The sequence below is a fragment of the Pseudomonas baetica genome (assembly GCF_019733355.1).
GTDB classification, from domain to species: domain Bacteria; phylum Pseudomonadota; class Gammaproteobacteria; order Pseudomonadales; family Pseudomonadaceae; genus Aquipseudomonas; species Aquipseudomonas baetica_A.
Genome location: NZ_JAIHLQ010000009.1, coordinates 13667 through 25809, shown reverse-complemented (window position 1 = coordinate 25809; position 12143 = coordinate 13667). Strand labels below are relative to the sequence as shown.

7 protein-coding genes are annotated in these 12143 nt (G+C 56.5%); 3 read left to right on the top strand and 4 right to left on the bottom strand.

The annotated features are described in order from the left end of the window. Positions 1–48: 48 nt before the first annotated feature. The gene (locus K5E40_RS10480; protein ID WP_221730655.1) at positions 49–3693 is read right to left on the bottom strand and encodes a Tc toxin subunit A; all 3645 of its coding nucleotides are present in this window, start codon (positions 3691–3693) and stop codon (positions 49–51) included. Between the two features lie 146 nt (positions 3694–3839). Beyond that, positions 3840–7019 carry a hypothetical protein gene (locus tag K5E40_RS10475; protein WP_221730654.1) on the bottom strand — a complete coding sequence of 1060 codons (3180 nt, stop codon included), beginning with the start codon at positions 7017–7019 and terminating at the stop codon, positions 3840–3842. A 467-nt stretch (positions 7020–7486) separates the two neighbouring features. Here K5E40_RS10475 and K5E40_RS10470 point away from each other — a divergent pair, with 467 nt between their 5' ends. Continuing rightward, complete coding sequence (locus tag K5E40_RS10470) at positions 7487–7855, top strand: DUF6124 family protein (RefSeq protein ID WP_221730653.1); 369 nt, start codon at positions 7487–7489, stop codon at positions 7853–7855. A gap of 132 nt (positions 7856–7987) precedes the next feature. On the opposite strand, the gene K5E40_RS10465 is transcribed toward K5E40_RS10470, so the two are convergent. Both K5E40_RS10465 and K5E40_RS10460 read right to left on the bottom strand, forming a co-directional pair. Then, positions 7988–8347, bottom strand: coding sequence for a PilZ domain-containing protein (locus tag K5E40_RS10465; protein WP_221730652.1), 360 nt, complete (start codon positions 8345–8347; stop codon positions 7988–7990). A gap of 228 nt (positions 8348–8575) precedes the next feature. Continuing rightward, positions 8576–8962 carry a tol-pal system YbgF family protein gene (locus K5E40_RS10460; RefSeq protein ID WP_221730651.1) on the bottom strand — a complete coding sequence of 129 codons (387 nt, stop codon included), beginning with the start codon at positions 8960–8962 and terminating at the stop codon, positions 8576–8578. Positions 8963–9134: 172 nt separating this feature from the next. Between K5E40_RS10460 and pyk the strand changes: the two genes are divergently transcribed. Further along, positions 9135–10586: a pyruvate kinase gene (gene pyk, locus K5E40_RS10455; protein WP_221730650.1), complete on the top strand. Its 1452-nt coding sequence runs from the start codon at positions 9135–9137 to the stop codon at positions 10584–10586. 206 nt (positions 10587–10792) lie between these two features. Next, positions 10793–12073 (top strand): delta-60 repeat domain-containing protein, encoded by a 1281-nt coding sequence (locus K5E40_RS10450; RefSeq protein ID WP_221730649.1) that lies wholly within the window; start codon positions 10793–10795, stop codon positions 12071–12073. Positions 12074–12143: the final 70 nt, after the last annotated feature.

Here is a 12143-nt window from a genome sequence, read left to right as displayed (position 1 = left end):
TTGCTCCTTGAGTGAGAATTGCGGGCTAAACGCTGAGGCGGCGATGTATCACTGCGCGGGGCCACCCCCTTCAAACTCGATCGGCCCGAAGATGGCCACCTTTGCGCTTTTTTGGCAGATGACACTGAACGTATAGGTTCCACCGCTGAGGCTGGAGACAAAAACCCGTGTGAGCCCTTCCTGATTGGTTCTCATGTGCGAAGGGCGAACCTGCGCTTTTGATTGCCGGTGTTGCGTGCTCCAGCCCCAATCCACTATCTCGTCCTTCCCAAGGTTCTTGTAGGTGTCTTGAAGTGTTGCGTAGAGCTCGACTTCCTGGCCTTTGGGCACAACACCCGATGGCACCGGCGACCTCAGCCGCAGCACAAATCCCAGGCTATCTCTATCGGAAATAAGATTGATGGGCCAGGCATTCTCAGGCTCGAACAGATCCAGCCAATACACGGGGATGTCTGTTCCCATCGTCGTGCCGGGGGTATAGGTGAACTTGGCGGCGCCATCTGTGTTTGTGTCGGCGCTCGCCTCGACAGTGCCAAGGCTTGCGCGGAAATTGACCCTGACACCGCTCAATGGCGTCCCGTCGGCGTCCTTGACCCATACCGTGTAGGTGGCGGTTTGCTCAGATCCGGCGACGATTTCGGTAGGCACGACAGAAGACTCAGTGCTCACCAGTTGTTTCACAGCTCCCGACACCTGGACAGGCGATGGACGTGAGCCCGACTCGCTCAGCAAGGCCAGTTCGGCGGCCTCGGCGTAGATGTTTCTGTTTTCGTTATCCACGTCTTCCGGCAAGTTACCGATCTGGAAAATCGTCAGCGCATCCATCCCCGTTTTTGCGGACAGTTCACGCACACGCATCAACAGATCCAGTTGGGTCAGGTTTTTCAGGATTGGCATTTGGGGCGCCACGCGATGAACACACTCAAGCACCTCCTGCACGCTCAAGCCGCAGATACCGGCCAGTCGGATAGCCGAGACCTGTTGCGCCAAGCGCTTGGCATCTGCGCCCAGAATCGGTGGAAGCTCGTTGACATCACGCAGGTAATCGAGCAACTCCTGCTCCGGTTGCAAGCGCAACTCAATAACCCGGGTCAGCGTCATCAAGCCATAAAGGGTGGACACCGAGAACGCATGCTTGTCGGACTGATCCAACCAAGCCTGATGGCCGTAATCCAGAAACTCCTGCAACGTGGCGGCGCTGATCCTCAATGCAGCCGCTACGTCGCCAAGTCGCCGTATTTCGGCCAACCGAAGGGCCCCAGCATTCGTATTGACTGGACGCTGGCGCAGCGATTGCTCGTCCGGATCAACAAGGTCGCTGACTTGCCGCAGCAAGTCGTAAACCGTTGAGTTGGCCCAGTTCAATACCGGTATCGCCAGATCGACCCCGACCCCTGCATAGACCGCGAGTGTTTCTTTCACCAGCGACACCTGAGCATCCCGGGCATCCACAAGTAATGTGAGCAAGGTGTCGACAATGTGTGTGTGTACGTCCGTTTCCAGATCCCCAAGGGCGTTCCTGACCGCCCAATCGATCCGTACGCGTGCATCGATCAGATACTGTTGCGGCGTACCGACGGCTGCCAGTACCAGCCCGTCTCTATCAATAACAGTCGGCCCCTCAACGCCCTCCGTCGCCAAAAAATCGAGCCAACTGGCCGCTCCGGCGGGAGGTACCCCCGCCATCAGCACCGTCGCATTGGTAAGCTGAGCCGTCGGCAGCAAACCGCGTATCTGATCGAACAACTGCCGATCCTGTTCGGAGACCTCGGAGGCGGGTTGCGGCACGGCCAGATGCTGCATCACCCACGTCACCTCCAGCTTGTTTTCGTTACACCACTGCACAAACGCCTGCATGGCCCCGATAATTTTCAGCACGTCCACCGCACCGTCGGTGCTGTTGCAAATCCGTGGCTCGCCCGCCAGACCATTGAGCCATTCGTCTGCGCCCAGCAGACTCAGCATCAGCACACCTTCGACTGGTTTGATCCCCAGCATCCGGGGCAATCTCGTCAGTCGATAAAAACTGGACAGGATGGGCAGGCTGGGCGAGAGCACGTTGTTTTCAACTCCGTGTGCCCTGGCTACCGTCATTGCCAGATATTGGTAGGTTTGCAGATCAATCCCCAAGCCCTCGCACAACCGATTGATCGTCAGATCGATTTGCCCCGGCTCCGGCGTCACGGGAAACACCCCGTCATTCAGCTTCAAAGGCTCGGCGTAGCCTTCTCGGCTGTTGAACAACTGATCGAATTGCGAGAGTGCCTCCCCCCGCCCGTAAATCGACAGATGATCGACAAACGCCGCGAACTCCGCAGCGGTGCAGTTGTAACGCTCGCGCAATGTCTGAAACAGGCCAAGGGCATGCACAACGTTGGGTGTTATCCACCAGTCGTTTTCTGCACCGCCGCGTACGTCAGCGCTCATCGCAGCGGCCAGCACGGCATCCACCTGGTCACTGGGCAGTTCCAGCCAGTTGCACAGGCGAATCATGCGATTCATCCGGTCGAATGCGGCAAAATCCGCGATAGGCGCCACTGACAGGCGATGCATAACGGAAACGTTTGAACTGCCACGGAGGATGTCAATTGGCGTGCTGGAGTGGGCATTGATGTAAACCGAGCCGCAGAGACCGCTTTCCGGTTTTTCAGGTACTGGGTAGGGGGGGTGCTCATTCCTCGTACGCACCGGTGCAAAATCCCTGATCGATAACAAGCGCTCGATTCCCTGTGTATCGAGCTTTGTATGTTTTGCAAAAAACTCGATCCGGCCCAGGTCGGCCACTTTAGTTTCGGTTGTACCAAAGTTATCCAGATAGAACTGGTTCAGACGTTCCCTATCGGAATCCGGCCCTGGCTCGGTCAGCAACTTGCGCTGATAGGGCCCCAACCGCGATGCATGCGCCAGCGCCCGCTCGAAATCTGGCGCCTGCAATTGCGCCCGCAAGAAGTAGGGATAGACCAGATCGACCGTCTGGGCAAAATCGCCGACCGACAGTTTTTTGAGACCAGCAATGCCGTCAAGCGTGACCCAATGCTGATAGTAAGGAAGACCATTGGGATAACGCGCCTCGATCAAAGCATCCTCGATCGTCCCCGGCTGGCCCACTGGCCGGTGCTCATTGATAAACGTCTCCAGCACCCGAACAATGATTTCCACCGAGGACACTGACTGATACACCGCATTGAAGTCGATCATCTGCGGCATCAAGTCTGGACGGCGCTTGTCGATCGCATAGCTCAACTCGCGCCGATCAGGCTCGATGCTGAAGACGAGCCAGCGCAGCAGGTCCATCAGATAAGCCACCGGTGATGCCAGAGACTCCAGCGCATCGGGCGGACACATGGCGTTGAAATTAGGTTTGAAAAGCACTTCAAACGTCGGTCCGTCGACCAGTGATGCGAAGCCGCTCTGATCATCGACGTTGCCACCGCCAAGCGTGCACTCGATGTACTGGCGACGCAGGAAAGTCGCCATGCTGTTGGCACGGTACAAAAACCGTTTAGCGTCCTGCGGACTCACCTGCTCGTCCCTGACCATGCCCTGCACGCCCTTTGCGACCAGCGATAAAATCGAACCGCCTTGTTCAAGGTAATCCCTGAGCTTTTTCAAACCTGCGTTCTGAACGTTTTGCTCTTCTGAGGGGAACAACTGATCAAACAGTTGCAAGCCAGGGCGGCGAGGATCAGCCATGATCAAATTCCTTGGGTCGATAACCGGCCAGAACGGCCAGGCGTTTCGCCCGGCCGTCATTTCATTCATCAGGATTTGGCGCCGAATGACGATTACCGTCTACTGTCAGATCTGACAGGTTTAATGACCGTTCGTCGGCTCTGGATTCAAGTCTTCTTCAAGGGGGCGGACTGCACGTCAAAACGCGCACTGTCGACCCAGGCGGAAAACGTTGTCTTGCCGGTTTCGTCATTGAACGTCTGCCGGAACCGACACCACTGGCCGCCCGTTCGCGCCACCGTGTATTCGCCGCGCCATCCCTCTTCGGAAACGGACAGCAGCGGCGACCACTTCACATCCGGATTGAACCAGCTCACGACTTGTCCGCTGCCCTCTCGACCTTGACCGGCAAAGGACACCGGATCGCTGACCCACCCCCCCGCTGTCGGTTCATCGATACTGGGCCGATAGGTGCCCAGTACGATTGATCGCCGGGCGACGGCCGACTCAAAACCGTCACACGTGGCCACAGCGCCCAGAACGTAATTGCCATCAGGCTGATCAAGTTCCAGCGTCACCGACCAGGTGCGATCCTCAAGCACTGCGCTGCTTAACCCGACCTCTCGCGGCCCGCTACCCAGCGTCACGCTGACGGTATCGCCCGGCACACCAAACCCCGACACCACCACCCGCTGCCCGACCGATTCACCTGCGACCGGGGTCTCGACAAAAGGCGCTGCCGGGACCACGGCGTAGGTCAAAAGCGGCGTGAAGTCGGACTCGTAAGGCTTGCCGTCGTTAACGAACGTCTGTCGCGCCCGAAGGGTGTGGAGGCCCACTGGCAACGTCACCTCACGCGCCCAAACACCGTCCGCGCCCACCAAAATATCGCGCTGCCAGGGTTCGTTCTCGCCCACGCGCCAGACCTCGACCTGCCCGGACGGCATACCACGTCCTTCAAGCTTCGCGGTGCGCGTCAACCTGCCGTCGGGCGCCGGGGTGGTGATTTGTGGTGGCAGCAGTACCACTTCAAACCGACAGTATTCACTGCGTTCGGACTCATGTTCATTGCGCTTTTGCACCGCGTAGATCGTGAACGGACCAAATTTCAGGTCAGTGAGTTCTATCGCCCACTCACCGTCCTCCTCCAACACTTTTGGCTCGCCCAACTCCCAGCCGTATTGCGCATCCCACAACTGCAGCGTGGCGCCCCTCATTCCACAGGTTCCTTCGATGGTCACGTCGCGGCCGACCTGGGTATCACTCTGGGGAAAGGTGATGATCGGTTGGCGCATGGCCTCGGAAACCCTAAAGCTTTTGACCTCAGACACAGATTTTTGCCAGGCAGCAATCTGGTAAACGGCGACGGTATGCTCAACATCTGGAGCAAACGGGGTGGGTCGCTGATATGTCCAAGAGTCATTGGACGTGACCGCGTTTTCCGTTAAGCCATTGTCGTTGAATATCAAATTGACCTGGGCTCCCGGCCAGCATGTACCACTGAACTTCGGTGAAAGACCGTCTTCGATGGGCTCGTTTACCCCCGGTGCCAGGGGTGGAATATTGACCAGCAACTCGATCCAGTCCGGTGACTGATGCTCATCCTTGAACTGCTTTAAATAGACTTTGCGCTCGAACGTCGGCCCCCATTCCTCAAGCGCCGCGCTCGACCATTTGCCATTTTGCACTTGCACGGCGGGAGCAATGGGCGTGTTGAGGTCTGACTCAACCAGCCTGACCGTCGCACCGCTGAAGCCTTTACCACTGAAGCTCGGTCGGTATTGCGGGGTGAATGTGATGTCTTCGACATTCGTCAACGATCTTGTGACCACGAAACCATACGGATGTGATTCGATCCAGCCACTGTCACCATCGGGAACTTTCTGAATGACCTCGACTGTGCTGGTGCCAAAGGGCCAGTCCGTCGCAGCCGTTTGCCACTTACCGTCCTGGTTAACCTTGGTATTGGGGGGAGCAGTCCCTGGGCCACTCTTGACGGTGAACTGGATCTGGGTCTCAAGCCTCCCATCGAAATGGCCGCTGCCGAAGAAAGTCGCCGATGTATCAGTGGGGAAATTGATGTCAACACTTTCCAATACCGGGGGGCGGATTTTAAAGGCACGGGGGTTACCACGACCCGATCGCATGTTGCCTACCGACTGTTCAACAACAAGGCCGATATTGCCGGGCGACAGTCCGGTGACCGACACACTCCAATCACCATTTTCCGCAGACACCCTGCTCGTGCCATACACCCGCGTATTCTGATCCTCAAAGACCTCGATCAGGGCGCCGAGCAATCCGTTGCGGCCCTCTAACAAAAAAGATGAGTCCTGTAAGGTAGAAGGTTGCGGTTCAAGAATCTCGGGCATGCCATTGACAAAAAACGTGACGGCCTTTGAGTAGCCGTGACCAATGTTGGCGTGGTGATACTGCACTTCAACGGTTAACTCACCAAATCCGACACGATCCTTTAGCGCAGACAGCTGCCACACTTCTGGAGCTTCAACTGAAGTTTCACTCAATAAAGCATAGTGATTATCCTGCCGTACGACTTTAAGTGTTAATCCGGGGTGCCCCTTCCCAATAAAACTTAAATCAGAAATACGCACGACTTGCCCAGTGACCGGCATACTCAGCCTCGGCATGTATAAAAAAAGCATCTCTTTGGTTGAAGACAGGCGATGGTACGTATGCTCCTTGTATCGTGCGGTTTGATACATCCCTACTGCTACTCTTCTGGGGGGATAATATGTAAAAAGCGGCGCTTCCCATCTAGTTCCACAAGGAAATTCAGGGCCAATCTGCGTGCGGTTATTCGCCCCAAGCACATGCACCGCATGGGCGGTCGTTCCGGTACCACCATAACCTTGAATTTTGAAATCGTCTGAAATCTCGCCAAAACTCAAAGGGTCACTAATGTAGTAATCGAGAAACTTATAATCCGAAAAAATTTCACCACGCCGCCATTGAATACGCAGTGACTTTGCACCATCACGCGTATAACTGAAGTTAAGCGAATTTACCGTTCCCGCAGAAAACCACTCCCCGGAAATCTGACTTTTAATTTCGCCATCTTCCATGTAATCCACCCACACTTGGTGAACCCCAGCCCAAGGAATTCGGAACGTAAAACTGAAAGCCCTCCCTTGAATAGAAAAGTTGGATGGCGACAACAACTGTATGGGAGGGGGTTTATCGTTTAAACTATCATTCACTTCCAGCGACACCTCGCCAGAAACAACCGCATCGCCAGCAACGTTCAGGTTACCCACTTGAGTTATGGGCTCTTTTTCTTGTTGCCCGAAAATGCCTGGATCGGTTTGGTCCTTGTCGTCGGAAGTCATCTCTCAAGCTCCAGTTGTTGGCGTCGCCAGCGACGATGCGTTTTCTCACGCTAAGTCGAACGGCCTGACACTGACACCTGTAAAATCTGACAGTCCCGACGGGCGGTAATATTTCCCACGCAGTAATCTGGCGACATCCTTCAGATGCCCGCACACGGCTACGTTGCCTTGCGCCATTGCCTACACATCCCTCAGAATCCGCCGGCTTGTGCGCTTTGTTGATGCCCCGTAACTTGGTCCGTGCCGCTGCCAATCAGTGGTCGGGTTTAGTCGCCCGGTTTCAGTACGAATGCGTATAAGTGTCATCCCGTCGGGTATTTCCTATTCCCGCACTCGATGGTGGCTGTTCGCAGGGCGCCTTAGGGCGCGCCGGTTTTCGTACTCACCGGTCGACTAACCTGCTTACAGCCGCCACCCTTTCGTTTAGTCGCGGAGAAGGTGGCTGCCCTATTAGCGAGTACGAAACCATGTTCAAAGAAACCCCCAATCCCCCCGAAACCGACTCGGTTTCCCCCTACACATCCGCCGAATCAAAAAAACTCCACGAGGCCGCCGAAAAAGCCCTCGACCATTACCTCAAACCAAAACCTGACCCGCGCAATTCCGTGGATCGCGGCATGCAGATGTTCATGGTCGCCCCCGACATCAACCCCGAAGCCGTGGCCATCCAGACTTACGAAACGTTTTCGTCGGTCAGCATTCTGCTGCTGGATCTGGCGGACAGCCTCGAAGACAAGCCGCGGCATCTGGCGATGGCGATCTATCAATTGAGTGAGATGGGTTTGTTACTGGCGCAGAAGACGCTGGATAACGAACGGGCGATTGCCATTACCTGATCCTGGCGATGGGTTGTAGGTGCTGATGCTTTCGCGAGCAAGCCCGCCCCCACATTCGACCGCCTTTCAATTGAAGGAATACAGGCCAATGTGGCAGCGGGCTTGCCCGCGAAGCTTTCTAAAGATTTGGGGTCAGGCAGAAGCCGGCAACGGCTGAAAGCTGAAGTATTGCTTCAGCGCCTGCACCAGCTCCCCATATTCCGGCGGCGGTCGCTGCACAACGAACCCGGCGTCATATTGCAGCGGGGTCGCGTCTTCGTGACACCACAAGCAGCATGCCGTCAGGTCGATCACTTGCAGGCAGCCGTCACTGGCGGGAATCTTCAGACGCAGATTGAAATCCACCCCCGTCATCATCGGCAAATGGCTGATCAGCATCAGCCCGTCCTCAGACACATTGCCCAGGAAGCCGATGGGTTTGTCGGTGACGCGGTTGAACACTTTGAGGAAATACGGCAGTTGATGCCGTTCTATCCGGCGGTCGGTAAACATATGCGGTTCGCCATGCAGGGCTCTATCACAGAGCCGCGCCTTTGCTTCGGAACGCGCCCGTATCGCAGACGCGCTCTCCCCGCTTCCGGAGTGATGGTCACCCAATCGCCATCACCTTACATCTGCCAGTCGCAGGTGTTGCCCAAGTTAGAGACTCGACTCTAAACCCGGTTCACTGGACTATAGCTCAGGCTGTACAGCCGGCCAGATTTTGTCTGACAACTTCCATTAAAAGCGGGTTGGCCGCACGACGGGTGTGGCGACCGGGATCGGGTAATGGCCCAGACTCTGCAAGGTCTCCAGGCGCGCGCGTGCGCGGTAGGCGTATTCGCTGCTCGGGTAGGAGGCGATGATGAACTGGTAGGTCTGCGCCGCATCGACAAACATTTTCTGCCGTTCAAGGCACTGGCCACGCATCATTGTCACTTCCGGCCACACATAGGGGCGGGCACGGCTGGCGCGCTCGACCTTGGACAGTTCGAGCATCACCTGCTCGCAATTGCCGCGATCATAGGCGCTGTAGGCGTTGTTCAAATGATGGTTCATCGACCAACGGGTGCAGCCCGTCACGGCGAGGACGCTGAGGGCAAGGGCGGCAATGGGCAACAATCGCATGAGGGTTCTCCTGTCTTGAGCTCTGTATCGACCCATCGTCGGAAATCTTCAGGCGCGTTTGCCCCAAAGTGACCAAGTTCAATAAAGAAAACGATAAGTAGTGCAAACGAACAATGACTACACCCTTGGAGCATAGTAGCCTTCGCTAGCGCTTGAACTCAGGAGTCTTTGCATGTCCGTCCGTCGTACCAAAATCGTCGCTACCCTTGGCCCGGCCAGTAACTCGCCGGAAGTTCTCGAACAGCTGATTCTGGCTGGCCTGGACGTTGCCCGTCTGAACTTCTCCCACGGCACCCCCGACGAGCACAAGGCTCGCGCGAAACTGGTGCGTGACCTCGCTGCCAAGCACGGCCGCTTCGTCGCCCTGCTCGGTGACCTGCAAGGCCCGAAAATCCGTATCGCCAAATTCGCCAACAAGAAGATCGAGCTGAAGATCGGTGACCCGTTCACCTTCTCCACCAGCCATCCGTTGACCGAAGGCAACCAGCAAGTGGTCGGCATCGACTACCCGGATCTGGTCAAGGACTGCGGCGTGGGCGACGAGCTGCTGCTCGACGACGGCCGCGTGGTCATGCGCGTTGATACCGCCACGGCCACTGAACTGCATTGCACTGTGACCATCGGCGGCCCGCTGTCCGACCACAAAGGCATCAACCGTCGCGGTGGCGGCCTGACCGCTCCGGCCCTGACTGAAAAAGACAAGGCCGACATCAAGCTCGCCGCTGAAATGGAAGTCGACTACCTGGCGGTGTCCTTCCCGCGTGACGCCGCTGACATGGAATACGCCCGTCAACTGCGTGACGAAGCCGGCGGCACTGCCTGGCTGGTGGCGAAGATCGAACGCGCCGAAGCCGTGGCCGACGACGAAACCCTCGACGGCCTGATCAAGGCTTCCGACGCGGTGATGGTTGCCCGTGGTGACCTCGGTGTGGAAATCGGCGACGCCGAACTGGTGGGCATTCAGAAGAAAATCATTCTGCACGCACGCCGCCACAACAAGGCTGTGATCGTTGCGACCCAAATGATGGAGTCGATGATCCAGAACCCGATGCCGACCCGCGCCGAAGTGTCCGACGTGGCCAACGCCGTGCTCGACTACACCGACGCAGTGATGCTCTCGGCCGAATCCGCCGCTGGCCTGTATCCGCTGGAAGCTGTGCAAGCGATGGCGCGTATCTGCGTCGGCGCTGAAAAGCACCCGACGCTGAAAACCTCCAGCCACCGCATCGGCAAGGAATTCACCCGCTGCGATGAAAGCATCGCGCTGGCGACCATGTACACCGCCAACCATTTCCCGGGCGTCAAAGCGATCATCGCGCTGACCGAAAGTGGTTACACCCCGCTGATCATGTCGCGCATCCGTTCTTCGGTGCCGATCTACGCCTTCTCGCCACACCGCGAGACTCAGGCGCGTGCGGCGATGTTCCGTGGCGTGTACACGATTCCGTTCGACCCAGCCTCGCTGGAACCGCACGAAGTCAGCCAGAAGGCCATCGACGAGTTGGTCAAACGCGGTGTTGTGGAAAAAGGCGACTGGGTCATCCTGACCAAGGGCGACAGCTACCACACCACCGGCGGCACCAACGGCATGAAGATCCTGCACGTAGGCGACCCGCAGGTCTGAGTGATCGGATGCTGAAAAAAACCGCCATGTGAATGGCGGTTTTTTTTCGCCCCTGTAAAGGCCAACACTGGAATTACTCATGCGTCAACTGTCAGGTCTTACAGTAGATGAAGTTCGTGATTCCTGTCCCACTAGGAGCCTGCCAAGGTCGATGCCTGCATCCCATCAAGAACGAAAGAAGGCCTTGCCTTCTAGGAGCCAAACAGATGAATACGACGGATGAAAAACTGTTCAGCAGCACGGGGGAGCTGGATCCGAACTTCGGCGCCGATGGTGCCTACGAGGTGTCCCCCCCCTCCGACTATCAGGTGATTTCTCCACAAGCATTGGTTCTTGGTCCAGCGGGAGACTCTTACTACGCTTGTTCGACCATCGCTGTGAATGGCGTCATGGGGTATGCCTACTTTCATCTGACTGAGGGCGGCACACTCGACACGACCTTCGGCAAGGAGGGTTACGTCTTCGGCGATTTTGGTACAAGTCGATTTTTCCCAAGACAGATTTTTTTGGTCGATATTCAAGCAACCCGCAAAATTCTCGTCGTCGGAGACTTCAGAGCCAGCGGCTCCCCATCGAAAAAAGCACTGTTTCGGATGGAGCTGAACGGTACTGCGGACGCTACCTTCGGCAACAATGGTTTAGTCATCGTGGAATCACCGGCCACCCGCTGCGCATCAACAACTGCAACTGACCGTCAACCCAATAACGATCAGGCTCAGGCATCAGTAATGTCAGATGGAAAAATCCTGTTGCTGCAGAACCTGGATAGTCCATTCGGCGTAATCACTGTGCTGAACAGCGATGGCTCGCCGGACAAGACTTTCAACAAAACGGGACATTTCACCGCTCAACCCGAGAACGCGCTGCAAACATTTTTGGAAAGCGTCATGCGCTTGCCTGATGGCAAATATCTCGCAGTCGGCTGGGTGATCGTGCAGCCGTCCGACGCGCCCCAAGCACTGTTCATTCAGCTCGACGGTACGGGCCAACTCGACACATCGTTCAACAAAACGGGTTATCTGAGCGTTGGTGAAAAAAATGAATACTTTGCAATTCATCAATTGGCCTTGCAGCCCAATCAACGCGTTTTAGCCATCGGTGAAGCTTCTGCAAGCATCAGAAAAGGATTGCTGATCAGTCGAGAGCCAAACGGCGAAGCCAATATTCAGTTCAACCGCGCACAACCGCTCAAGACAGTGCTCGACTATGCAGAAACCGGGTGGCTTGCGGGCACAGTGCAGAGCGACGGAAAACTTCTCGTGGCAGGGAGAGCAGACTTGCCGATGGAGGCCACACAGAACGTTGTCATCGCTCGCTTCATCAGTGACGGCACACTCGACACCTCATTCGGCAAAGGCACCGGCTCCCTGCGTTTCCCGCAGACCACGGGCTCATCACTCGCCATCGCGTTCATGCCTGACAAAGTACTGTTTTTCAGTTGGACAACCGATACGAACATCAAAATCATGCGCGGCCTGCTTGGTTGAAAGTGCGCAATCACCGCTGACAACCTCTTCAGCCATGGGTATCGATGGCGTCAGGATATTGGTCCACCTG

Excerpts from the sequence above, each read along its gene's own strand:
- K5E40_RS10475 (WP_221730654.1), bottom strand. The coding sequence starts at position 7,019 with ATGACTTCCGACGACAAGGACCAAACCGATCCAGGCATTTTCGGGCAA.
- K5E40_RS10480 (WP_221730655.1), bottom strand. The coding sequence starts at position 3,693 with ATGGCTGATCCTCGCCGCCCTGGCTTGCAACTGTTTGATCAGTTGTTC.
- pyk (WP_221730650.1), top strand. The coding sequence starts at position 9,135 with ATGTCCGTCCGTCGTACCAAAATCGTCGCTACCCTTGGCCCGGCCAGT.
- K5E40_RS10460 (WP_221730651.1), bottom strand. The coding sequence starts at position 8,962 with ATGCGATTGTTGCCCATTGCCGCCCTTGCCCTCAGCGTCCTCGCCGTG.
- K5E40_RS10465 (WP_221730652.1), bottom strand. The coding sequence starts at position 8,347 with ATGTTTACCGACCGCCGGATAGAACGGCATCAACTGCCGTATTTCCTC.
- K5E40_RS10450 (WP_221730649.1), top strand. The coding sequence starts at position 10,793 with ATGAATACGACGGATGAAAAACTGTTCAGCAGCACGGGGGAGCTGGAT.
- K5E40_RS10470 (WP_221730653.1), top strand. The coding sequence starts at position 7,487 with ATGTTCAAAGAAACCCCCAATCCCCCCGAAACCGACTCGGTTTCCCCC.